At 70.8% G+C, this 22,707-nt stretch carries 24 protein-coding genes; 11 read left to right on the forward strand and 13 right to left on the reverse strand.

What is annotated here, in order from left to right:
• Nucleotides 1-99: 99 nt before the first annotated feature.
• The 8 genes from ACF1A5_RS06125 to ACF1A5_RS06160 all read left to right on the forward strand — a co-directional run bounded on the left by ACF1A5_RS06125 (nucleotide 100) and on the right by ACF1A5_RS06160 (nucleotide 7,037).
• Complete coding sequence (locus tag ACF1A5_RS06125) at nucleotides 100-1,005, forward strand: LysR family transcriptional regulator (protein WP_392191692.1); 906 nt, start codon at nucleotides 100-102, stop codon at nucleotides 1,003-1,005.
• Between the two features lie 363 nt (nucleotides 1,006-1,368).
• Complete coding sequence (locus ACF1A5_RS06130; RefSeq protein ID WP_392191619.1) at nucleotides 1,369-1,770, forward strand: peptidase; 402 nt, start codon at nucleotides 1,369-1,371, stop codon at nucleotides 1,768-1,770.
• 35 nt (nucleotides 1,771-1,805) lie between these two features.
• Complete coding sequence (locus ACF1A5_RS06135) at nucleotides 1,806-2,405, forward strand: hypothetical protein (protein ID WP_392191620.1); 600 nt, start codon at nucleotides 1,806-1,808, stop codon at nucleotides 2,403-2,405.
• A gap of 178 nt (nucleotides 2,406-2,583) precedes the next feature.
• On the forward strand, nucleotides 2,584-3,318 hold the full coding sequence (locus ACF1A5_RS06140) for a response regulator transcription factor (protein WP_392191621.1): 735 nt from the start codon (nucleotides 2,584-2,586) through the stop codon (nucleotides 3,316-3,318).
• Nucleotides 3,315-4,760, forward strand: coding sequence for a sensor histidine kinase (locus ACF1A5_RS06145; protein ID WP_392191622.1), 1,446 nt, complete (start codon nucleotides 3,315-3,317; stop codon nucleotides 4,758-4,760). Before ACF1A5_RS06140 ends, ACF1A5_RS06145 begins: the two co-directional genes overlap by 4 nt.
• 201 nt (nucleotides 4,761-4,961) lie before the next feature.
• Nucleotides 4,962-5,168 carry a hypothetical protein gene (locus tag ACF1A5_RS06150; RefSeq protein WP_392191623.1) on the forward strand — a complete coding sequence of 69 codons (207 nt, stop codon included), beginning with the start codon at nucleotides 4,962-4,964 and terminating at the stop codon, nucleotides 5,166-5,168.
• A 115-nt stretch (nucleotides 5,169-5,283) separates the two neighbouring features.
• Nucleotides 5,284-5,850 carry a Chromate resistance protein ChrB gene (locus ACF1A5_RS06155; RefSeq protein WP_392191624.1) on the forward strand — a complete coding sequence of 189 codons (567 nt, stop codon included), beginning with the start codon at nucleotides 5,284-5,286 and terminating at the stop codon, nucleotides 5,848-5,850.
• Nucleotides 5,851-5,876: 26 nt separating this feature from the next.
• Nucleotides 5,877-7,037, forward strand: coding sequence for an MFS transporter (locus ACF1A5_RS06160; protein WP_392191693.1), 1,161 nt, complete (start codon nucleotides 5,877-5,879; stop codon nucleotides 7,035-7,037).
• A gap of 13 nt (nucleotides 7,038-7,050) precedes the next feature.
• Here ACF1A5_RS06160 and ACF1A5_RS06165 read toward each other — a convergent pair whose 3' ends face one another.
• The 3 genes from ACF1A5_RS06165 to ACF1A5_RS06175 all read right to left on the reverse strand — a co-directional run bounded on the left by ACF1A5_RS06165 (nucleotide 7,051) and on the right by ACF1A5_RS06175 (nucleotide 9,745).
• The gene (locus ACF1A5_RS06165) at nucleotides 7,051-7,599 is read right to left on the reverse strand and encodes a DedA family protein (protein WP_392191625.1); all 549 of its coding nucleotides are present in this window, start codon (nucleotides 7,597-7,599) and stop codon (nucleotides 7,051-7,053) included.
• Nucleotides 7,600-7,715: 116 nt separating this feature from the next.
• The gene (locus tag ACF1A5_RS06170) at nucleotides 7,716-9,077 is read right to left on the reverse strand and encodes an ATP-binding protein (protein ID WP_392191626.1); all 1,362 of its coding nucleotides are present in this window, start codon (nucleotides 9,075-9,077) and stop codon (nucleotides 7,716-7,718) included.
• The gene (locus ACF1A5_RS06175) at nucleotides 9,074-9,745 is read right to left on the reverse strand and encodes a response regulator transcription factor (RefSeq protein ID WP_392191627.1); all 672 of its coding nucleotides are present in this window, start codon (nucleotides 9,743-9,745) and stop codon (nucleotides 9,074-9,076) included. Before ACF1A5_RS06175 ends, ACF1A5_RS06170 begins: the two co-directional genes overlap by 4 nt.
• A 152-nt stretch (nucleotides 9,746-9,897) precedes the next feature.
• Between ACF1A5_RS06175 and ACF1A5_RS06180 the strand changes: the two genes are divergently transcribed.
• Genes ACF1A5_RS06180 through ACF1A5_RS06190 form a run of 3 tightly spaced genes read left to right on the forward strand, consistent with a single transcriptional unit; the run spans nucleotide 9,898 to nucleotide 12,229 of the window.
• The gene (locus tag ACF1A5_RS06180) at nucleotides 9,898-10,557 is read left to right on the forward strand and encodes a DUF4956 domain-containing protein (RefSeq protein WP_392191628.1); all 660 of its coding nucleotides are present in this window, start codon (nucleotides 9,898-9,900) and stop codon (nucleotides 10,555-10,557) included.
• Entirely contained in the window at nucleotides 10,554-11,372 is an 819-nt protein-coding gene (locus ACF1A5_RS06185) for a polyphosphate polymerase domain-containing protein (protein ID WP_392191629.1), read from the forward strand. The genes ACF1A5_RS06180 and ACF1A5_RS06185 overlap by 4 nt, the downstream gene beginning before the upstream one ends.
• Entirely contained in the window at nucleotides 11,369-12,229 is an 861-nt protein-coding gene (locus ACF1A5_RS06190; RefSeq protein WP_392191630.1) for a phosphatase PAP2 family protein, read from the forward strand. Before ACF1A5_RS06185 ends, ACF1A5_RS06190 begins: the two co-directional genes overlap by 4 nt.
• Nucleotides 12,230-12,610: 381 nt before the next feature.
• Here ACF1A5_RS06190 and ACF1A5_RS06195 read toward each other — a convergent pair whose 3' ends face one another.
• The 10 genes from ACF1A5_RS06195 to ACF1A5_RS06240 all read right to left on the reverse strand — a co-directional run bounded on the left by ACF1A5_RS06195 (nucleotide 12,611) and on the right by ACF1A5_RS06240 (nucleotide 22,703).
• Entirely contained in the window at nucleotides 12,611-13,537 is a 927-nt protein-coding gene (locus ACF1A5_RS06195) for an ABC transporter permease (protein WP_392191631.1), read from the reverse strand.
• Nucleotides 13,524-14,321 (reverse strand): ABC transporter ATP-binding protein, encoded by a 798-nt coding sequence (locus tag ACF1A5_RS06200; RefSeq protein WP_392191694.1) that lies wholly within the window; start codon nucleotides 14,319-14,321, stop codon nucleotides 13,524-13,526. The genes ACF1A5_RS06195 and ACF1A5_RS06200 overlap by 14 nt, the downstream gene beginning before the upstream one ends.
• A 54-nt stretch (nucleotides 14,322-14,375) precedes the next feature.
• Nucleotides 14,376-15,482, reverse strand: a complete 1,107-nt coding sequence (locus tag ACF1A5_RS06205) for an aliphatic sulfonate ABC transporter substrate-binding protein (RefSeq protein WP_392191632.1) — start codon at nucleotides 15,480-15,482, stop codon at nucleotides 14,376-14,378.
• Between the two features lie 438 nt (nucleotides 15,483-15,920).
• A complete protein-coding gene (locus ACF1A5_RS06210; protein ID WP_392191633.1) occupies nucleotides 15,921-16,379 on the reverse strand; it encodes an RrF2 family transcriptional regulator in 459 nt (152 codons plus the stop codon).
• Between the two features lie 103 nt (nucleotides 16,380-16,482).
• Nucleotides 16,483-17,382, reverse strand: coding sequence for a TauD/TfdA dioxygenase family protein (locus tag ACF1A5_RS06215; RefSeq protein ID WP_392191634.1), 900 nt, complete (start codon nucleotides 17,380-17,382; stop codon nucleotides 16,483-16,485).
• 52 nt (nucleotides 17,383-17,434) lie between these two features.
• Nucleotides 17,435-17,803 carry a 4Fe-4S dicluster domain-containing protein gene (locus tag ACF1A5_RS06220; RefSeq protein ID WP_392191635.1) on the reverse strand — a complete coding sequence of 123 codons (369 nt, stop codon included), beginning with the start codon at nucleotides 17,801-17,803 and terminating at the stop codon, nucleotides 17,435-17,437.
• Nucleotides 17,800-19,413, reverse strand: a complete 1,614-nt coding sequence (locus ACF1A5_RS06225) for an FAD-binding protein (protein ID WP_392191636.1) — start codon at nucleotides 19,411-19,413, stop codon at nucleotides 17,800-17,802. Before ACF1A5_RS06225 ends, ACF1A5_RS06220 begins: the two co-directional genes overlap by 4 nt.
• On the reverse strand, nucleotides 19,410-20,765 hold the full coding sequence (locus ACF1A5_RS06230; RefSeq protein WP_392191637.1) for an LLM class flavin-dependent oxidoreductase: 1,356 nt from the start codon (nucleotides 20,763-20,765) through the stop codon (nucleotides 19,410-19,412). Before ACF1A5_RS06230 ends, ACF1A5_RS06225 begins: the two co-directional genes overlap by 4 nt.
• A gap of 85 nt (nucleotides 20,766-20,850) precedes the next feature.
• Nucleotides 20,851-21,858: an ABC transporter permease gene (locus ACF1A5_RS06235; protein WP_392191638.1), complete on the reverse strand. Its 1,008-nt coding sequence runs from the start codon at nucleotides 21,856-21,858 to the stop codon at nucleotides 20,851-20,853.
• Nucleotides 21,855-22,703, reverse strand: a complete 849-nt coding sequence (locus tag ACF1A5_RS06240; protein WP_392191639.1) for an ABC transporter ATP-binding protein — start codon at nucleotides 22,701-22,703, stop codon at nucleotides 21,855-21,857. Before ACF1A5_RS06240 ends, ACF1A5_RS06235 begins: the two co-directional genes overlap by 4 nt.
• Nucleotides 22,704-22,707 lie beyond the last annotated feature (4 nt).

Consider the following 22,707-nt stretch of genomic DNA (forward strand, 5'->3'; position numbering starts at 1 on the left):
CCGTGCGTGGTGTCCCCCACAGTGGGTTACACCAGCGTGAAGTACAATCTCGGAAATCTGCATGGCTATTAAGCTCAAGTGAACACTGGAGGTGGCGGCATGCTCGACGTCCGGCGCATCCTGCTGTTCACGGAGGTCGCCCGGCGCGGCTCGGTGACCGCGACAGCCCGCGCCCTCAACTACACCCCGTCAGCGGTATCGCAGCAGATCAGCCGCTTGGAAACGGAGGCAGGGCAGCCCCTGCTGGAACGCCACGCCCGGGGCGTCACCCTCACCGATGCCGGACGGGTGCTGGCCGAACGAGGGCGCCGGATCGAACGCGAACTGCAGGCCGCGGAAAACGAACTCGCCGACTACGCCGGCCTGCGCGCGGGCACCCTGCGCATCGGCACCTTCCCCACTGTCGGCGCCTCGCTCCTCCCGCAGGCCGTGATTGCCTTCCGGGACGCCCACCCCGACGTACGGCTGACCGTCCGCAGCGCCCGCATCGCCGGACTCTGGACGATGCTGGAGAACCGGGAGATCGAAATGTCGCTGATGTGGGACTACAACTGGAGCCGAATCGACCGGGAGGACATCGTCGTCACCCCACTCCTCGATGACCCGCCGGCCCTTCTCGTCAGCGACCACCATCCACTCGCCGGCCGTAACGCCGCCTCACTCGCCGACTTCGCACACGACCCCTGGATCACCCGCGCCGACCATCACCCGGTGGCCGAAGCCCTCGTCCGTGGCTGTCGCGCCGTCGGCTTCGAGCCCCACATCGCCTATGAGGCCCACGACTACCAGGAAGCCCAGGCCATGGTCGCTGCCGGCATCGGCGTCGCCCTCGCCCCGACCCTGGCTCTTGAGGGCATCCGACCCGGCGTCAACGTCTTGCCCCTCCAGCCGCCGGCCCCCATCCGCCGCATCCTCCTGGTTCGCATGGCCGACCACTCGCTCACCCCCGGCGCCCTGACCTTCGCCGGACTCCTCCGCGACGCCGCAGCGGCCCGAACCCTCTGACGCCGAACCACGCCCACCGGTCATGGAACCGTCGCGCTGACTGCCGCCAATCCAGGCCCCGAGCTTCGGTGTTTCTCGGACTGGCAGCTGCCCTCTGCTGCTACAAACGGCTCCTCAAGCTGCCCATTTAGGACACGGTCTTGGTGCTGTCCGTTGTCCGCTCTCGCCTCCCAAGTGCTGATCACGTGTTGCCCATCGTGTACAGCGCGAGGCGTCGCGAAAGATTGGCGGTCTGCTGGTCTGCCTCTCTCCGTTTGCTGGGCTGTCTCTCAACAGCGGGTTCCTAGGGTCGTTGTCATCCCCCGAAGGCCGGCTCCACCGCCTTCGCACCCGCAAGATTCCCCAGTGTTTGGAGATGCCCTGATGCGTGCTCTGCCCCGTCGTGCCGTGCTTGTTGCTCCGGCTGCTGTGCTGATGTTCGCGCTGGTCGCCTGTGGCGGATCTGACTCCGGCTCCGACTCGAAGGCTGCGGACACCCAGCAGCAGGCCCAGAGCGCGGGCGGCGCCGAGGCAGCTGGCGGTGACACCGACGACAAGACGGAGCCGCCGCTGACCGGTGACATCAAGCAGAAGGCCGAGGCCGCCGCGCTCGCCGCGTACCCGGGCACGGTGGTCAAGTCTGAGGAGGACGCGGAGAAGCCCGGCATGTACGCGGTGGAGGTCAAGCAGGCCGACGGCACCTCGATCGAGGTCTACCTCGACAAGTCCTACAAGGTGACCGACACCAAGAAGGAAGGCACCGAGGAGACCGAGGACGCCAGCTGACGGCCGGGGCCTGACCCGAGGAAGGGAGAAACCCGATGCCGCCCGAGCCCGAGCAGCCCTCCTGCGCGCCCACGGACGCCGAGGAGACGACTATCCTGGATCCGGTGCGCGGCGCCCTGGCAACGGGCGGCTACGGCGACCGCTTCGCGGAGGACGCCTTCGACTACCCTTCATCAATCGCGCACTCCTGCTCTGCCGACCCAGCCCCGACGGGCGCCGGTGAACCGGGCGCCGAGCCGCCAGTGCCCGTCGGCCAACGCAGCCCCAAGGGAAGGGCCGTGCGAAGCGCGAACGGCTGGCGAAACGCGGCTGTCCGGCCCCGGTCGATCCTCACGGGCGCCGCCGCGCTCGTGGTCCTCGGCGGTTTCGGACTCGCTCTGTCCACAGTCAGCGACACAGTCACCTCCCCAGCCGCCCCGGCCGGCACCGCTCAGGTCTCCGTTCCGAAGTCGCCGACCACGCAACCGTCGTCGGCAGCACCGGCCACCGTCGAGCCTCCTGGCGACACCGCGAGCCCGGCCGCTACATCCACGTCGGCCAGCCTGCCGCCGGGCACCGGCGAGGACCGGGACCGAGAGGAGGACCATCGGCGGGAGGACCAGGGACGCGAGGACGGCGACAACGCCGACGGCTGACTCCCCGGTCGGCGTTGCCCGACGTCCCGCCACTGCCGTCCGGCCGACGCCGTCCTCCCGCTCACGTCGCCCGGACGGCACATCCCTGTCCGGCATCGTCCCGAACCTCTTCTCTGATCCCTGGCGGCTTCCCGTGAACCCTCCAACTCCCCTGGCACAGCTGTGCGAGCCTGGCGCCATGCGGCTGCTGCTCATCGAAGACGACGACCGAATCGCCGGCCCCCTCTCCGAAGGACTCGGGCGCTACGGCTTTACCGTGGACCACGTCCGCACCGGCGCCGCCGGCCTTGCCGACAGCACGGCCGCACCGGACCTGGTCCTGCTGGATCTCGGCCTGCCCGACATGGATGGCCTGGACGTCTGCCGCAGCCTGCGCGCCCGCTCCGCCGTCCCCATCATCATGATCACCGCCCGGGGTGAGGAAGCCGACCGCATCGTCGGCCTGGAGCTCGGCGCCGACGACTACCTCGCCAAGCCCTTCGGCGTGCGGGAACTGATCGCCCGTATCCGCGCCGTCACCCGGCGCGCCGGCGCCCCCGCCTACGCACCGACTGGACCCGCGGAAACGCCCGAACCGCACCAGCCTGCCTCCGGCGCCCAGTTGTTGGGGCCGCTGGCCCTCAACCGCCGCACCCGCGAAGTCCACCTGAACGGTCGCCACGTCGCCCTGACGCCCAAGGAGTTCGACCTGCTCGCCTTCCTTGCCGACGATCCCGGCACGGTGTACTCCCGGCAGCAGATCATGGACACGGTCTGGGACCCGCACTTCTTCGGCCCCACCAAGACGCTCGACGCGCACGTGGCTGCCCTGCGCCGTAAACTGGGCGATCCGGGCTGGGTCACCACCGCCCGCGGCGTCGGTTTCCGCCTCACCGTCCCCGGTGTCCCGGGCGTCTCCGAGGCGGCCGGATGACCAGGCGTCTGCTGCTCAGCTACCTCGCCCTGGCCGTGTTCGTGTTGGCCGGGCTGGAGATCCCGCTCGGCTACATCTACGCCCGCGGCGAGACCTCCCGCGCCTCCCAGAGCGTGGAACGCGACGCGTCCATGCTCGCCGAGGTCACCGAGGAGAACATTGAAAAGGGCCAGCTCGATGCACTGCCGGACGTGGTCGGCGACTACGCCACCCGCACCGGCGGCCACGTCGTCGTCACCGACAAACAGGGCATCGTCCTGGCCGACTCCGATCCGGCCGGCCGGACCGGCGTCAGCCTCGCTGCCCAGCCGGACATCGCCCGCGCTCTGCACAACCAGCCCACCGTCGCCACCACGACCGACGGCGTCGGCCGGGATGTGCTGTCCGCGACCATGCCCGGCTCCTCCGGGACCACGATCCGCGGCGCCCTGCGCCTGACCTATCCCCTGGACCAGGTCAGCACCCGGGTGCACCGCATCTGGGCCGCGCTTGCCCTGGCCGGGGCCTGCATCCTCGCCGCGGTTGCCCTGGTTGCCTTCAGCCTGGCCCGCTGGATCACCCGCCCCTTGCGCACCCTGGAGGCGGCGACCACCCAGCTCGCCGACGGGCACCTGGCCCATCCGCCCGACGCCACCACCGGACCGCCCGAACTGCGGCGTCTGGCGGCGTCGTTCACGCACACCGCGACCCGGCTGCAGCACCTGCTGGAAGCCCAGCAGGCGTTCGCCTCGGAAGCCTCCCACCAGCTGAAAACCCCGCTGACGGCGTTGCGGCTGCGGCTGGAGAACTTCGAGCCCTACCTGGATCCGCGGGCGCACGGCAGCCTGGAGGAGGCCGTCGGTGAGGTCGAACGCCTCGGCCGCATGGTGCAGGGGTTGCTCGCGCTGGGCCGCCTGGAGAACGCCGCGACCACCCCCGAACCCGTCGACCTGGACGCGGTCGTCGCGGAGCGGGTGGCGATGTGGGAGTCACTGGCGGCCGAGCAGTACGTCGCCCTCGACATCGCCGGACCGCCTGTCGGTCATGTGTGGGCGATCCCCGGCGCCCTGGAGCAGATCATCGACAACCTCCTCGCCAACGCCCTGCGCGTCTCCCCACCCAGCACCACCATCACCCTGCAGCGCGCTCCGGGTGGCGAACTCCATGTCGTCGACCAGGGCCCGGGCATGAGCGACGCCGACCGGGAGCGCGCCTTCGACCGGTTCTGGCGCTCCTCCGACTCCCACCACGATGGCACCGGCCTGGGCCTGCCCATCGTCCGCCACCTCGTCGACGTCTCCGGTGGCACCATCACCCTCCACCCCGCCCCCGGGACCGGCCTCGACGCCCGCATCCGGCTGCGCCCCGTCCCTGCCCGCCCAAGCGAAGTGCCGCCGCGGGGAGAGGACTTCGGTACGCGCCGAACCCGCGGCCGTCGAACGCAGGCAGTCGGCCGCGGATGAGGATCACGCAGAGCGTGGTCAGGTCCCGAAGGGCGGGGCCTGCTGCGCGGTGAGGTCGTCGCGTAGCCCGCAGGAGGCGCACCGGGTGACGGAGAGACCTTCGTGACGGCGGTGTCGGCGAGGAACTCCGGCACCAGGTCGGGCCGTACGGGGTGGTAGTCCAGGTCACCGCGTGTGCCCCACTCGGCGGAGAAGCGGCGCGTGCCAGGGGTGATCCGGATCGGCCTGATGCAGCCGCTCGGCGAGCTCGCGCCGTACGGCGGTGGCAAGCGGTGTGCTGTGCTCCGGGCGGTCAGCCGCAGGAGCCCAACCGCGTCGTACCGGGCCAGTAGCAACGTGGTCGGCGAGGCCAGTGCCCCGGTGACTCCTGCGATCAGCCCCTCGGCGGTGGTGTGGGAACACTGGTGAAGCGGTGTTATTTGAGAGCTGCGGGCGCTCCTGGGGCTGCTGACCACCGGTGTGCTCGACGCCTGACCATTCACCTGATACATCAAGGGATGTAACAAGTGCTACATTCGCCGTTGTGTCAAATCCGGAACCGGGGAGCCGCTGGCTCGTCCTCGTGATCAAATTGCCCGCCGAGCCCTCCCGGCACCGGGTCGCGGTCTGGCGGGAGCTGCGCAAGGCCGGTGCCCTCTCGCTCGGGCAGGGGGTCTGGGCCGTTCCGGACGTGCCGGTCTTCGCCGCAGGGGTCGGCCGGGCAGTGACGCTCGCCGAGCAGGCCGGCGGACAGGCCGTGTCCCTGAACGCCTCGGGACGCAGCACCGACGACGCCGCCCGCTTCCAGGCCATGTTCACCGCCGCCCGCTCGGCGGACTGGACGGAATTCCTGGCCGACTGCGGCAAGTTCGAAGCGGAGCTGGGCAAGGAGATCCGGATCGCCAAGTTCACCCTGGCCGAGTTGGAGGAAGAGGAGCAGTCGCTGGAACGGCTGCGGCGCTGGCACCGTGACCTGACCGCGCGGGACGTCTTCGGCGCCCCGGAGGCGGCCGAGGCCGGTCGGCGGCTCAAGGAGTGCGCCGCCGCCTGCGAGGACTACGCCGAGCGGGTCTTCGCCGCCCTCCACCAGACGCCGGGGGCGGACCTGTGACCGCGCCCTCCGCCTCGGCCCGGCAGATGTGGCCGCTGTACGCGGCCGGGTTCACCACCGCCTTCGGCGCCCACGGCATCGCCGCCAACCTCGGCGGCCACACCGACGACGCGGTCACCTCCCTGCTCGTACTTGGCGGGCTGCTCGCCCTCTACGACGGCGCCGAGGTCCTCCTCAAGCCGCTCTTCGGCACCCTCGCCGACCGGATCGGCGCCCGCCCGGTGCTGCTCGGCGGGCTCGTCGCCTTCGCCGCCGCTTCCGCGCTGTACGCCGTCGTCGACAGCCCCGGGTGGCTGTGGGCCGCACGTCTTGGGCAGGGGGCCGCGGCCTCCGCCTTCTCGCCGTCCGCCTCCGCGCTGGTGGCCCGCCTCAACCCGGCGGCCAAGCACGGGCGGGCCTTCGGCAGCTACGGCTTCTACAAGTCGGTCGGCTACACCCTCGGCCCGCTGCTCGGCGGCGTCCTGGTGTGGGCCGGAGGTCTGCGCCTGCTGTTCGCGGTCCTCGTGGTGCTCGGCGCGGCGGTCGCCGTCTGGGCCCTGCTCGCTGTACCCGTCGTGCCGCCGTTGCCCAAGGCCCGGCAGACGGTCCTCGACCTGGCCCGACGGCTGGCCGACCCGGTCTTTCTCGCCCCGACGGCCGCGCTCGCGGCGGCCACCGCCGCCCTGTCGGTCGGCGTCGGTTTCCTGCCTGTCTCCGGCCGTGCCGTCGGGCTGGGCACGGTCGCGACCGGGGCAGCGGTGTCGGTGCTCGCCGGCTGCGCGGCCCTTGTCCAGCCACGCGCCGGACGCGCCCTGGACGACGGCCGCCTCACCACCCGCACCGGCCTGGCCGCGGGGTTGTCGGTGACCGCCGCGGGGCTGGCCTGCGCGACGTTGCCGGCGCTGACCGGCATCCTCCTCGGCGCGGCCCTGATCGGTGCCGGTACGGGGCTGATCACCCCACTCGGCTTCGCCGCACTCGCCGCGAGCACGCCCGCGGAGCGGCTCGGACAGACCATGGGTGCCGCCGAACTGGGCCGCGAACTGGGCGACGCGGGCGGCCCGCTGCTCGTCGCAGCCGTCGCCTCGATTGCTGCCCTCACCTACGGTTTCGGGGCGCTCGCCGCGCTGACCGGTGCCCTTGCGGTGGCGGCGTTCATTCACCGCCGCTCGCCGGAGTCCGTACCCCATCCGAGCGCCGAAGGGTGAATGGCCTCAGTTGTCACCTCAGCTCTGGTGTCTGCGCCGCAGCACACGCCAGCCGATAAGCGCGGCGGCCACAACCGCGGGAGCGATCAGTGCGTAGAGCTGGTAGCGGGTGATCTCGTCGTAGAGAGCGGTGATGCGGGTGCCGGCCACGAAGGCCAGCGTCGCCCACAGGCCGACCCAGAGTGCGGCACCGAGCGCGTTGTAGGCGAGGAAGCGGCGCCAGGGGCATGCCGCTGGTCCCGGCGATGATGCCGTTGGCCTGGCGCAGCCCCTCGATGAAGCGGGCCACGGTGACGATCTGGCCGCCGTGGCGGGTGAAGAACTCCTCCGCTTTATGGAAGCGCTCGGGGGAGAGGAGGACATAGCGGCCCCAGCGGTGCACGACGGCCCGTCCGCCGCAGCGGCCGATCAGATAGCCGACGTTGTCGCCCGCGACGGCTGCGGCGAAGGCGATCACCGCGACCGTCACGATGTTCAGCCGGCCGGCCCCGGCATAGATCCCCCCGGCGATCAGGATGGTCTCGCCCGGGGCGGGGACGCCGAAATCCTCGACGAAGACCACGGCGCCGACGGCCCAGTAGCCGTAGTGTCCGAGCAGCGGGGCGAGGTGGCCAGCAGACCCGGCAGGGGCGGCGCCGTACCTGCACCGTACGCCGCGCCCCCGAGCCGGCGCGTCGCTCAGCACGGCAGGTCGAGGATGACCGCGCTCCCGTGTTCGGTGTTCTCGACGTGCGCGGTACCACCGTGGGCGATGGCGACCGCCTGGACGAAGGCGAGTCCCAGTCCGGAGCCCTCGCTCGTGCGGCTGGCCTCGGCACGGGCGAACCGGTCGAACGCCCGGGGCAGGAACTTGGCCGGGAAGCCGGGCCCCTCGTCCGTGACCGACAGCCGCAGCCTGCCCTCGTGGACGGTGGCCGTGAGGCGGACGGTTCCGTGGCCGTGACGCAGGGCGTTGTCGAGCAGGTTGCCGATCGCGGGCTGCAGCCAGCGGGCGTCGCTCTCGATGACCGTGTCGGGCACGTCGACGCTCACGACCCGCCCCGCTCGTTGGGCGGTGCGCAGATGCGGCGCGACGGCGGCCTCGACGAGCTCGGCCAGGCGTACCCGGGCCCGGGTGAGGTGATGGCTGCTGCCGAGCTCCTCCAGGTCGAGGAGCGCGTTGGCGAGGTCGATCAGTCGCTGGACCTCGGTGTCCACCGAGCGCAGGGTGTCCGTGAGTTCCCCGGCGGAGCGCGGGCGATGCAGGGCGACGTCGAGCTCAGCACGCATCAAAGTCAGCGGGGTCCGCAGCTCGTGACTGGCGTCCGCGACGAACCGGCGCTCGCGTTCCGCGGACGCCTCCAGGCGGTCGAGCATGTGATTGAGGGTGTGCCCGAGACGGGTGATCTCGTCATGGCGGTCGGCGGGCACGTCGAGTCGCGTGTTCTGGGCTCCGTCGGCGAGGGTGGCCGCGCCGCTGCGGTAGCGCTCGACGGGGCGCAGGGCGGCGCGGGCCGTGCGGTAGCCGACGTACGAGGCCGCGACCAAGGTCAGGGCGGAGGCGAAGGCGAGCTGAGCGAGGAGTTCGCGCAATGCCTCGTCGCGGTGACCGCGCCGGACGGCGGCGACCACGATCCGGGGCTCTCCGCCGGCCGTCACTCGCCTGGCCTGCAGGCGCAAGGTGTCGGAGGTGATGGGCAGCAGGGAACCGACGTCCCGCCGGACGGTGGCACCGTGCGCGACCGCGTGCAGCTCGGCGGGCGTGAGCAGCAGCTGGTGGCGGAGGGCGTCGCTGGAGTGCAGGACGCGGCCGTGCGCGTCGAGGACCTGCTGGAGGCTTCCGCTGGGGCCCGGTGGGAGCGGCGTCTCGGCGCGTACCGCTTGGTCGAGGCTGCGTTGGTAGGCGGTGAGGTCGTCGTTGAGCTGCTGGTCCAGGGCTGTCTTGACCCGCGAGTAGACCAGTCCGGCAGCCCCGGTCAGGACCAGGGACATAGTGAGGGCGACGGACAGCACGAGGCGGGTGACGACGGGCAGCCGCCGCAACCAGTCCCGCAGGTTCACGCGGTGGTCTCCAGGCGGTAGCCGCGTCCGCGCAGGGTCGTGATGGTCGTACGGCCGAAGGCACGGTCGACCTTGGCGCGGACCTTGGAGACGTGCACGTCGATGGCGTTGCTGCGCAGGTCGGTCTCGCCGTCCCAGACCTCATCCAGCAGCTGGAGGCGGGTCACAACCCGGCCGGCGTTCTCCATCAGCACCCGCAGGACGTCGAACTCGCGGCGGGCGAGGTCGAGTTCCGCATCCGCACGCCAGGCCCGCTGCTGTTCGGGGTCGAGGACAAGATCGCCGACCTGCAGGCGCCCGGAGCCGTCCGGGCGACGCCGCGAGATGGCCCGCAGCCGGGCCAGCAGCTCCTCCATGGCGAACGGCTTGACCATGTAGTCGTCGGCGCCGGCGTCCAGCCCGGCCACCCGCTCGTCGATCGCGCCGCGCGCGGTCAGCAGAATGACCGGCACGTCGCTGCCCTCGGCGCGCAGCGTGCGGCACACCTCAATGCCGTCCGTGCCGGGCAGCATGACGTCCAGGACCACCGCGTCGACGCGGGGATCGCGGGCGGTGATCAGCCCGCTCGGGCCGTCGTAGCGGCCCTCCGCGGTGTGGCCGGACTCGGTGAGGTAGCGGACGACCAGGTCCGTGAGGCGCGTCTCGTCGTCGATCACCAGGTAGTGCATGCCGGCCAGGCTAACCGCCCGAGCGGCCCGCCCCTGCCGCCGGGAAGGCTTCATGGTCTGTTCATGTGAACTCCCTACCGTCGTTCACGTCGCGGTGCACCGCGGACCGCGACCGGTCCGCCGTCCGACGTGCCGGGACGGAAGGGACACCCATGCACGCAGCGGTCACGGTGCTCGCCGCCAAGGGCATCACCGCCCACATCGCCCCCATGGACCTGATGACCCGCGGCGCCCTCGACGTCGTCGCCCTGCTCGTCCTGGTCGGCTGGCTCTACCGCCGGCGCCCCAGCGTACCGGCGATGCCGCTGGTCCTGGTCGCGCTGAACGTCGGCCTGTTCGCCGCGATGAGCACGATCAGCGCCGGGAAGTTCCCTGCCGGCGTCGGCTTCGGGCTGTTCGGCATCCTCTCCCTGGTGCGGCTGCGCAGCGCGGCGTTCACCCTGCGCGACGTCGCCTACACCTTCGTCGCGCTGGTCATCGCCCTGTGCACCGGATTGCCGCAGCGCGACAGCTGGCTGGTCATCGTCCTGGCCACGGTGGTGCTGGTCGCGGTCCTGGTCGTCGACGACCCCCGGTCGTACGAGCCGCCCACCCGTACGGTGAAGCTCACGCTGGACCGGATCTACGACGATCCCTCCCTGATCGCTCAGGACGTCGCGCTCCGCTTCGGCCAGGTCCCGCTGTCGGTCGTGGTCGACGAGGTGGACTACGTACGCGAGACCACCCGGGTCTCGGCACGCTATCCGGCAGCACCGGACGAGCGCGCCGCCGTCCCGGAGACCGAGCCACGTGAGCAGGTACTGACGTCGTGACGCCGGCGTCCTCGCTCACGACAGCGCTCGGTCTGTCCGCCCTGCGGGGCGCCACGCTCGCCGAGGTCGACGCGGCCGCGGCCCTGCAGCACCGCACTGACCGCAAGTACCTTCTCCCGCTCGACCAGGCGCGCGCCTTCGTCCGCCTGCTCGCGGACCGCCACCACGTCCTCGACCTTGGCGGGCGCCGTACGACGAGCTACATCAGCACCTACTTCGACACCGTGCAGCTGGCCGCGTGGCGTGCGCACGTGCAGGGCCGGCGCCGCCGCTGGAAGGTCCGCACCCGTCTGTATGCCGAGGACGGACTGTGCCGGGTGGAGGTGAAGACGAAGGACGGCCGCGGTGCCACGGTCAAGCATGCCCTCAAGGTCCCGGCCACCGCCTACGGCGAACTCGGCGCCCAGGCGGCCGAGTTCGTGGACGACGTGCTGGACGCATCGGGCATCCCCGTCACGGCCAGGGAGCTGACCCCTGGCGCCGAGATCCGCTACATCCGCGCCGCCCTGGCCGACCTGGACCACGGCACCCGCGTCACCCTCGACAGCCACCTCACCTGCCACCACGGCGAACGCACCGCCGCCCTCGACGCCGCCCATGTGCTTGTCGAGACCAAGGGCAGCACCCGGCCCGCCCCCGCCGACCGGCTGCTGCTGCGCCTGGGCGGCAGGCCCGTCTCCCTCAGCAAGTACGTCATCGGCCAGTCCCTTCTCACCCCCGGCCTGCCCGACAACGACGTACGCCGCCTCGCCCGCACCCACTTCACCACCGAGGCGACCTCGGTACCGCTCCTCGAAAGGACCCCCGCCGCATGAACGCCCTGCGCGGCATCAAATGGCCGTACGCCGTGATCGCGCTGGTGGCCGTCGCCGCTGCCGCCATCGGCCTTCTGCGACCGCAGCTGATTCCGGCCGCCTCCTCCACCTCCGCGAAGAAGAAGCCTGGAGCGACGGCCCTGATCAAGCAGAACCCGCCGCCCGCGCTCTTCACCGACGCCCAGATCGCCACGATCGGCAAGCAGGCATCGGCCGAGCGCACGAAGGCCGACGCCCTCTTCGCCCACTGGAAGGCCGCGCACGGCTCCACCCGCGACGACAAGGCGTTCGCCGCCTGGGCCGCGCAGCAGGTCCCGGCCCCGCCGACGGCGAAGCAGCGCACCGCCGAACTCCACCAGGTCCAGACGCTCGCCAAGACCCGCACCGCCGCCGGGCAGAAGGCCGCCACCTGGCTGGAGCTGTACGGCAAGAAGGACATCTGGAAGCTCTACCTCCACGACCAGCGCGAACTGATCCCCGCCGCGCAGGGCACGGCAGAGAAGGCCGAGCTGAAGGCGGCCCTGAAGCTGGCCAAGACGATCAGCGACCAGCTGGCGGCCAAGGACAAGCAGCCCGCCCCCTTCGTCCTCGACCCGACGCTGCGCCCGGACAAGCACATCAAGCCCGGCGCCAAGGGCCCGTACTCCTACCCCTCCCGGCACGCGGCCCGCTCCGCCGCGGCCGTCACCTTCCTCTCCGCCCTCTCCCCGCACCGCGCCGAGGACTACGAGTGGATGCGGGCCGAAGTCCTCTACTCCCGCCTCTACATGGCCGGCCACGTCCCCAGCGACCTCACCGCCGGCACCCTGCTGGGCGACCTGATCGGCGACTACGAACTCACCATCAACGGCCACTGACCCGTCGATGAGCGGTGGCCGACCGTGCAGACCCGCAGATGTGACGACCCCGGCAGTTCCCTGGGCAGCGATCCGGCCAGAGGCGCACAGGCCAACGCTCACACCACGTCAGCCGTTGAAACCAAGGCAACTGACCGGGGCCGGCGTCGTTACGCAGGGCCGGTACCAGGTGCATGTTCGAGGGACGCCAGCGAATTGAACCGCTCCGGGTCTGATGGAGGCTCGATTCCGGAGCGGTTCAGTGTCGGGCCTGCGGACCAACCCGGTCTCGTCCATCACCCGGCGGCCGGTTCACTGCCCTGGGCAGGGCTGCCAGTTGAGTACTTGCACGCGACCACGACTTATATGTCGGCGGAGCGGTGGTGCTGGCGATCCGTTTGTTCAGGGGGTGACCAGCAGGCCCCGGCCGCGCAGCACCCGCCGCTCCAGCGGGCTGAAGATCAGCAGGTCGATGGCGATGCCGACGAACAGGATCAGGAAGATGGCCAGGAACACCTGCGAGATGCTGGCGTTGTTGCGCCCGTTCTCCAGCAACTGGCCGAGGCCGACGCCCAGATCGGGCGAGGAGGCGATGATCTCGGCGGCCATCAGCGATCGCCAGGAGAATGCCCATCCCTGCTTCAGTCCGGCGAGGTAGCCGGGGAGCGCGCCCGGCATCACGATGTGCCAGGCGCCGCGCAGGCCGGTCGCGCCCAGGGTGCGTCCGGCGCGCAGGAACAGCGGGGGGATCTGGTCGATGCCCGCGACGAGGCCGTTGGCGATGGAGGGGACCGCGCCGAGCAGGATCACGGCGTACATCATCGAGTTGTTCAGGCCCAGCCAGAGTACGGCGGGCGGCACCCAGGCCACGGATGGCAGCGACTGCAGACCGGACAGGATGGGGCCGACGGCCGCCCTGACGAATTTCACCCGGGCGACCAGCAGGCCAAGCGGCGTACCGATGACGAGCGCCATCAGGAAGCCGAGCAGGCCGCGCGAGACGGATGTCCAGATGTAGTCGAGGAGCGTGCCCTGCCGCCAGGCGTCGGTCACCTCGTCCCACACCGCGGATGGCGACGGCAGCTTGTAGTCGGGGGCGACCTCGGCCCACACCAGCAGCTGCCAGACCGCCAGCACCAGTGCGACGGCGGTGATGGGCGGCAGTGCTTTGCGTATCAGCGTCTCGCGCAGCGGTGTACGGTCGGTCTGTACCGAGTCCAGCGCGTCGAGCCCGGTCTCCAGCCCCGCCAGATCCTGCGTGTCCTGGGACTCCCCGGCTGCCGATGAGCCGTCCTTCTTGGCGTCGGTGCCGGTGTCAGTGCTGGCCATGGCGGCGGATCTCCCTGCGCAGTTCTTCGGTGATTTCGACGGACAGCTCGGCGACCGTGCTGTCCTCGATGCGGCGCGGCTGCGGGATGCCGACGGTCCATTCCCGGGCGATCCGTCCCGGCCGGGAGGACAGCAGCACCACCCGCTGGGCCAACTTCACCGCCTCGCGCACGTTGTGCGTGACGAACAGCACCGACAGTCCCGTCTGGTGCCAGATGCGGGTCAGCTCGTCGTGCAGCACGTCACGGGTGATGGCGTCCAGCGCGGCGAACGGTTCGTCCATGAGCAGCAGCCGGCTGTCCTGGGCGAGCGCCCTGGCCAGTGCGACGCGCTGGCGCATGCCGCCGGACAGTTCGTGCACCCGCTTGCCGTGCGCGCCCTGCAGCCGTACGAGTTCCAGCAGTCGTTCCGCCTCGGCGCGGCGCTCCGGTTTGGCGACGCCGCGCAGCTTCAGCGCGAGTTCGATGTTCTTGCCCGCGGTCAGCCAGGGGAACAGGGCGTGCTCCTGGAACATCAGGGCGGGCCTGCCGTCCGTGCCGATGGAGCCGGTGGACGGCAGGTCCAGTCCCGCGACCAGGTTGAGCAGGGTGGACTTGCCGCAGCCGGAGGCACCCAGGAGGGTGACGAACTCGCCCGGTGCGACATCGAGCGTGATGTCGTCCAGCACGAGCTGCTGCCCGCCGGGTGTGCCCGGAGCGGGGAAGGACTTCGAGACGTGCTCGATACGGGCGGCGTGCGTCACCGTCGTGGGGTCCTGGACAGCCTTGGCGGTCGTGGTGGCCATGGTCGTCACCTCCTGGGTACTCATCGGGGCGGTTGTCGCTTGCCGGCTGTTCGGCTACTTGGCGCCGAGACCGGCGTCGTCGACGTCGTCCTTGCCCTCGGCCTTGAGGACCTTGTTGAGCGGTGCGAGGTCGTAGATGCCCTTCAGGTCGGGCTTCTCCAGCAGGCCGGCCTTCACCGCGTGCTCCGCCTCGGTGTTGAGGGTCGAGGCCAGCGGGTCGTCGAGGAAGGTGATGGACTTCCAGGCCGGGTCGATGACCTCGGCGGGCAGGGCCTTGCCTGACTCTTCCTTCAGTGCTGTGTTGGCGGCGGCCTTGGCCTTGTCCGGGTTGGCGTTGATCCACTCGTTGGTCTTCACCGAGCCGCGCAGCACGGCCTCGACGACGTCCGGGTGATCCTTGAGGAAGCTCTGCGACACGATGATGTTCGTGATCACGAACTTCTTGTCGGGCCACAGGTCGGCCTCGTCGAGGATCACTTTCGCGCCCTCGGCGACCAGCTTGGAAGCGGTCGGCTCCGGCACCCAGGCGCCGTCGATGGAGCCGGACTTGTAGGCGTCCGGGGTGATCTTGTTGTCGGTGCGGACGACGGAGACATCGCCCTTGCCGCTCTCGGCGTCGACCTTCCAGCCCTTCTCCGCGATCCAGTTGAGGAACGCCACGTCCTGGGTGTTGCCGAGCTGCGGTGTGGCGATCTTCTTGCCCTTGACGTCGTCCAGGGACTTGATCTTCTTCGGGTTGACGACGAGCTTCACGCCACCGGAGGCGGAACCGCTGATGATGCGCAGGTTCTTGCCGCCCGACTTGGTGTAGCCGTTGATGGCGGGGGAGGGGCCGATCCAGCCGATGTCGATGGACCCGGCGTTCAGCGCCTCGATCTCGGAGGGGCCGGCGTTGAAGGTCGAGGCCTTGATCTTTGTGCCGCCGAGCTCCTTCTGGAGCAGGCCTTCCTGGACGCCCACCAGGGCCGTGGCGTGCGTGAGGTTGGGGAAGTAGCCGATCTTCACCTCGTCGGCGGAGAGCTTCTTGGCGCCCGCCGCGACCTCGGTCTGCTTGCCGTCGTCGGTGGCGTCGGATCCGTAGCCGCAGGCGGTGAGCAGGAGGGGGAGCGCTGCTACGACGGCGATGGTGCGCAGGGTGGTGAGCGGTCTTGCGGCAGACACGGAGGTGTCCTCTCGGGAAATGGGTTGATCAGGGAGATGCCGAAAGCGCGAGGCGCAAAGCTCATGGGCATGCGCCTGCGCTTCGTTCGTCGGCCCTCGGCGGCGGGAATGCCGTCGCGGGTCCGGAAGCGGAGCTGTGCGGGGATGGGCGGGCGCGGGTGACGCTGCCGACCGAAGGATCTTCTGTCGATGGCCTCAGGCGGGCCGACAGATGGCGCTGGACGTGAGGCCGAGGTCGATGTGGCGGCGCGAGGTCAGCAGGGGGAGCGAGAGGTCTGCGCGACTGCGCGTTCGCATGGCCACCCCCCCACGGATCCCTAGGTTTCCTACCTGACTGATAGGGATCGTGGCAGAAGGCGGCGTTCACCCCAAGGGGGTGTTCATATGATGGACGCGACTATCTCGCTTTTTGGGACCGTCGGTCGACGGCCCGGCCTGTCAGGGGTTTACCCAGGCTTTCGGGGCGTCGGTCAGTGCGGCTACGTCGGCGGGCAGTTGGTCCGATGCGACGTCGGCGAGCGACACGCCCTCGAGGATCTCGCGCACGTTGGACCGCAACGCGATCCACAGGGGGAGCAGTGACTCGGCGGGGCCGGTGTAGGACAGCTCGGGCGGGCGGACCCCGCGTACCGAGACCAGAGGTCCCTCCACGACGCGGATGACGTCGGCGATGCTGATCGACTCGGCGGGCTTGGCCAGTCGGTAGCCGCCGTTGCCGCCGCGCTGGCTGAGCACGAGACCGCCCCGGCGCATGTCGTTCAGGATGCTTTCGAGGAACTTGTGCGGGATGTCCTGGGCGTCGGCGATGGCCTCGGCCTTCAGTGGCCCGTCATCGCGTGACGCGGCGAGCTGCAGTGCGGCACGTACCGCGTAGTCCGCTCTGGCTGAGATCCGCATGCGTCCATTATCCACTAAGGCTTCGGTCGGTATCCGCTGCTGGCAGGCCGCCGGGCGGGAGCGGATACCCCTGCCCGGCGGCCGTGCGTGGCGGGTGCGGTGCTCAGGCTGCGGCCGGGGTGTAGTGGGTGGCGTCGTCGCCCTCGATGACGTGGCTGAGAGTGCCGTCGACACCGGCCGGGACGTCGCCCGCGACGGTCACCCGGTGCAGCAGGCGCGGCAGGTCGCCGTAGTCGTCGGGGGCGTAGTGCTGGGTGATGCGGTTGTCGAACAGGAGGAGGTCCCCGGGCGTCCAGGCCACGCGCACGATGTTCTCGGGACGCGTGACGTACGACTGGAAGATGCGCAGCAGGTCGCGGGAGTCGGACGGGCCGAGGCCCAGGATGCTCTGGGCGAAGCCGCCGACGAACAGCCCGCGCTCCCCGGTCTCGGGGTGGACGCGGACGACTGGGTGGGCGGTGCGGTACTTTCGGGAGACGAACCGCCTGCGGTGCTCGGCCGCCTTCTCGCTCTTCGGGGCGGCGTAGTCGTAGTCGTTGGTGTGCACCGCCCACAGCTTGTCCGCCAGCTCGCGCAGCGGCTCGGGCAGGTCCCGGTACGCGGCGGCCGAGTCGGCGATGAGGGTGTTGCCGCCGTAGGGCGGGACCACGATGCTGCGTAGCGTGGACGCCTTCGGGGGCGTGCGGACGAAGGTGACGTCTGTGTGCCATTGGTTGGCGCGGATCCCCTCGTCGCCGTCGACCGGCAGGATGTTCGGCTGGCCGTCGACGGAGGGGACCGTCGGGTGCGCGGTGGTCAGCTCACCGAAGAGGGAGGCGAAGCGGAGCTGGCCCGCGTCGTCCAGGTCCTGGTCGCGGAAGACGAGCGCCTTGTGTTCCAGGAGCGCGGAGTTGATCTCGGTGACGACGGCGGGGTCGAGGTCGGTGGAAAGATCCACGCCGAGGATTTCGGCGCCGATACGGCCGCCGATCCTGCGGATCTCGAAGTCGGTGCTGGTGGTCATGCGCGGGTGTCCTTTCGAGGGGTGATCAGCCGGGAGGTGATCGGTCGGGTGGTCACGAAGTGATGGGCGGTGAGGTTCCCTGGGCCCCTGGCGGGCTGAGGGAAGGGCCGACGGCCCGCAGCGCGCCGGGTGTGCGGCCCCGCCCCCAGCCGATGTGCCGGCGGTAGCTGCCGAGCAGGCCGGCACGGGCCAGGTGGTCCTCGTCCCGGGCGGTGGAGTCGTCGGGCAGCGGCTGGGTCAGGGGTGCGACGAACAGGGCGTCGGCCGGGCAGTTCGCCTCGCACTGGAAGCAGGTTTGGCAGTCGTCGCGGCGGGCGAGCACCGGGATGCCGTCCTCGCCCCGGTCGAAGACATCGGTCGGGCAGACCTTGACGCACTTGTCGCAGGCGATGCAGCGTTCCGCCGAGACCAGCTCGATCACGAAGCCACCTCCAGGGGTGCGGCTGACGTGGCCGACGCGTTCGACAGGGGCTCGACGCGGGTCCACACCCGGTCCAGACCGCCCGTCGTGATGCGGTGGTGCTGGCCGGGGTCCTGCGCGGGGAAATCGAGCCGCTTGGCCATACCGCGGGTCTCGGTACGGGTCAGTGCGGCCGCGTACATCCAGCGGGCGTGTGCCGCCATCGCCGCCGCCTGCCTCGCCCGTACGGTGTCCCCGCCCACGGCGTGCAGGGAGGCCCGCGACTGCTCCCAGACGCTGTCGAGGACCTCCAGCGAGGCGGTGAGCCGATCGCCGTGGCGCAGGTAGTTCTTCTCGTACGGCAGCACCTCCGCCTGGACCGCGGCGACGACCTCGCGGAAGCCATCGGCCGGACCCGCTGCCCCGGTGGGCCGCAGCCCGGCCCCACCCACGGCCACCAGGCGCCTCGTGGCGGCGCGTGCGCCGAGCGAGCGGGCGTGGCGGGCCGCGCCCCGGCCCGCCCAGATGCCGGAGGAGATGGCCCAGGCGGCGTTGTGGCTGCCGCCGCCGGTGAAACCACCGCAGATCAGCTCACGGGTCGCCGCGTCGCCGGCCGCGTACAGCCCGGGGACGGTGGTGGAGCAGTCGTCGCCGGTGATGCGGATGCCGCCGGTGCCGCGCACGGTGCCCTCGGCGAGGAGCGTGACGGCGAAGCGCTGGGTGAAGGGGTCGATGCCGAGCCGGTCGAAGGTGAGGAAGAAGTTCGGCTGGGCCAGCCGCATCGCCTGCCGGGCCGCCGCGTCCGCCCGGTCCAGGCGGCAGTACACCTTCTCGCTGAGCAGCGCCCGAGCGATCACGGATCGGCCGCCCTGGCTGGCCGCACCCTCCAGGACTGTACCGTCCTCGTGGTAGAAGGTCGCGAACGAGTAGAAAGCGGTCTTGGTGACGGAGGTGCCCTCGGGCGCGATGCCGTACGCGTTGGAGAACTCCATCCCCGACAGCTCCGCGCCCACCTCGGCGGCGAACAGCGCGCCGTCGCCGGTGTTGACGTTGCAGCCGAGCGCGCCGCTGAGGAACGCGCAGCCGCCCGTGGCCAGGACGACCGCCCCGGCGCGCACCCGGTACGGCTGCCCGGCCTGCCGCCGGTGCCCCCGGGCCCCGGCGACCGCTCCGGAGGGATCGGTGAGCAGTTCGGCGACCGGGCTGTGGTCGAGGACGCGTGCCCCGGCCCGCTGGACGCGGATCCGCATCCTGCGCATGTACTCCGGCCCCTGGAGGCCGTTCCTGAGCTGTTTGCCGTCGGGCCCGGTCGGGAAGGGGTAGCGCCCCGCCGCCGCGAGCTCATTCATCCCGGCGTATGTCTGGTCCAGTACCCGGGCCATCCAGCGCCGGTCCGCCAGGTATCCGCCGAGTCCCTCCCTGCTCGCCATGGCCGCCTCCCGCGCGGCGGGCTCCGGGGGGACGTACCAGACGCCCGTTCCGGCGGAGGCGGTGGCGCCGCTGGTGCCGCAGTAGCCCTTGTCGGCGAGGACCACGTCCGCCCCGGCCTGGGCCGCCTTGAGCGCGGCCCAGGTGGCGGCGGGGCCGCCACCGACCACCAGGACGTCCGTGGTGAGGTCGAGACCGGTCATACGGCCACTCCTTCTCCTGCGGCTGTCGCGGTCAACCGGTTGGCGGGACGGGCCAGGCCGTAGTTCTCGCGCAGGGTGCGGCCGGTGTACTCCGTACGGAACAGCCCGCGCTGCTGCAGGATCGGTACGACGTGGTCGACGAAGTCCTCCAGGCCGCCCGGCAGGTGGGGCGGCATGATGTTGAAGCCGTCGGCGGCGCCCTCGGTGAACCACTCCTCGATCTCGTCGGCTATCTGCTCGGGAGTGCCGGCGAAGACGCGGTGGCCGCGTCCGGCGCCGAGGCGGGCGATGAGCTCCCGCAGGGTGAGGCCGTCGCGGCGGGCGAGTTCGGCGACGAGCGTGAAGCGGCTCTTGTTGCCGTTGATGTCCCGCTCCTCCGGCAGCTCGGGCAGCGGCCCGTCCAGCGGCAGCCCGGTCAGATCGGTGCCGAGCATCCCGGACAGCTGGGCGAGCCCATACTCCGGGACCTGTAGTTCCGTCAACTCCCGCTCCAGGGAGCGAGCTTCCGCCTCCGTCGAGCCGATGACGGGCGCGATGCCGGGAAGCACCAGCAGCTGGTCCCCCGTGCGGCCGTAGCGGGCGAACCGGGACTTGAGGTCCTTGTAGAAGGCCTGGCCGTCGGCGAGGGTCTGCTGGGCGGTGAAGACGGCCTCGGCGTACTGGGCGGCGAACTCCTTGCCGTCCTCCGACGAGCCGGCCTGCACCAGCAGCGGGTAGCCCTGCGGGCTGCGCGGTACGTTCAGCGGGCCCTGCACCCCGAAGTACTCTCCGAGGTGGTTGATCTCCCGCACCTTGTCGGTGTCGGCGTAGACGCCGCGCTCTCGGTCGAGGAGGATCGCGTCGTCCTGCCAGCTGTCCCAGAGCTTGGTGGCGACCTCGACGAACTCCCGCGCTCGCTCGTAGCGCAGCGCGTGCTCCAGGTGTTCGTCCTGCCCGAAGTTGCGGGCCTCGTTCACGGTGCCGGAGGTGACGATGTTCCAGCCCGCCCGGCCGCCGCTGATGTGGTCCAGGGAGGCGAACTTGCGTGCGGTGTGGAAGGGCTCGTTGAAGGTGGTGGAGACGGTGGCGATCAGACCGACGTGCTCGGTGACCGCCGCCAGGGCGGACAGCAAGGTGAGTGGTTCGAAGCCGCCGAGGGCGTTGTAGCGGACCTTTCCCCACAGGGCGAGGCCGTCGGCGAGGAACACCGAGTCGAGCAGACCGCGCTCGGCGGTGCGCGCGAGGTGCTGGAAGTAGCGCAGGTCGGTGACGCGTTCGGGCTGGGTGCGTGGGTGCCGCCAGGCGGCGTCGTGGTGGCCCGCGTTCATCAGAAAGGCGTTGAGATGCAGCTGACGGGGTCTGGGCGCGGTCATGGGTTCCTCGAATCAGGGGCAGCGAGAGGAGCGGGCGACAGGGGGAGGAGGGGAGGGTGTGACGGGAGGGGCGGTGACGGGCGGCTCAGCCACCCGCGGGTACGCGCCAGGAGCTGAGCCGCCGCTCGACGGTCACCAGGAACTGGTTGAAGACCACGCCGATGGCGGAGATCGTGATGATGCCCGCGTACATCTGCGCGATCGCGAAGTTGTACTGCGAGGCGTTGATCAGATAGCCGAGGCCCGCCTTGGCGCCGATCATCTCGGCGGCGACCAGCACCAGGATCGACGCCGCTCCGGCCAGCCGGATGCCGGTGAACATCACCGGCACCGAGGCCGGCAGGATGACCTTCTGGAACAGCCGAGGCGCGGACAGGTCCATCGACTTCGCCAGCTTCAGCAGGGTCGGGTCGACGTTGCGGACCGCGCTGATGGTGTTGAGCAGGATCGGCCAGGTGCACGCGTACACCACGATGGAGATCTTCGATGTCTCGCCGATGCCCAACAGCAGGACGAACACCGGCAGCAGGGCCAGCGCCGCGGTGTTGCGGAACACCTCCAGCAGCGGTCCGAGGAGGTCGGCGACCGGCCGGTACCAGCCGATCAGCAGCCCGAGCGGTACGGCGACGGCCACGGCGATACCGAATCCGCTGAACGAACGCGCCAGACTGGCACGCGCGTTGTCGGCGAGCTGACCGTCTGTGGCGAGCCCCCACCAGGCGTCGGCGACCTCGCTGAACGGCGGCAGGAAGGTCCGGTCCACCAGGCCGGCTCGTGGCGCGATCTCCCACAGCAGGAGCAGGGCCACGATGGCCACGGACTTGATCGCCCCCTTCAGCACCAGGTACGGCAGTCGGCGGACCGTCCGCAGCGCCGTCCGGCGGACACGGGCCGTGAGGGAGGGAGCCCGGCGCGCGTCCGGGGGTGACGAGGCGCCGGGCGTGAGCGCGGTGGATGTGCCGGCCTCAGGGGACGTGGCCGACTCGGCGGGCTTGGTGAGGGAAGGCGCCTGGACTTCTTCTGTCGTGTTCGCCGCGTCGGTCGCGTGGGTCGCGTCGGCCTTCTCTGCGGTCGTGCCGGTCGTGGAGCTCATACGGAGACCTCCTCCTTCTCCAACTGCTGGGCCTTGGCCACCTCGTCGTGCAGCAGCGACCAGATCTCGTGGCGGTGCCGTGCGAACTCGGCACTGGAGCGGAGGTCGTCCGTCGCCGTACGGGAGCCGAGCGCGACCGGCACGATCTGCTTGATCCGGCCGGGCCTCGACGTCATGACGGCGACGCGCTGCCCCAGGTAGACGGCCTCGTCGATGCCGTGGGTGATGAAGACGACGGTCTTGCCGGTGCGCTGCCAGATGCGCAGCAGTTCGTCCTGGAGCGACTCCCGGGTCTGGGCGTCCAGCGCGGCGAACGGCTCGTCCATCAGCAGGACGTCGGGGTCGTAGGCGAGGCTGCGGGCGATCGCCACCCGCTGCCGCATCCCGCCCGACAGCTCGTGCGGATGCCGCTCCTCGAACCCGGTCAGGCCGACCAGGTCCAGGAACTCCCGGGCGTGTGCGGCTCGTTGGTGCCGCGGGACGCCGGTGGCCTCCAGGCCGAACTCGACGTTGCCCTGCGCCGTGCGCCACGGCAGCAGCGCGTACTGCTGGAAGACGATGCCCCGGTCCAGGCCCGGCCCGGTGACGGGTTCGCCGTTCACCAGGATCCGTCCGCCAGTGGGCTGGGTGAGGCCGCCGAGCAGCTCCAGCAGTGTCGACTTTCCGCAGCCGCTGGGACCGACCAGGACGACGAACTCGCCGTCCGCTATCTCCAGGTCGATACCGTCGAGGGCGGTGAAACGGGTGGCCTGCCCGGCCCTCGTACGGTCTTTGACGGTGAAGTCCTTCCGTACGTCCTCGAACACGATCTTGGGCGTCGTGGACTGCGTGGTGTCTTCCGGCATGGGA

Source organism: Streptomyces sp. NPDC014864 (genome assembly GCF_043081525.1).
Taxonomy (GTDB): Bacteria; Actinomycetota; Actinomycetes; order Streptomycetales; family Streptomycetaceae; genus Streptomyces.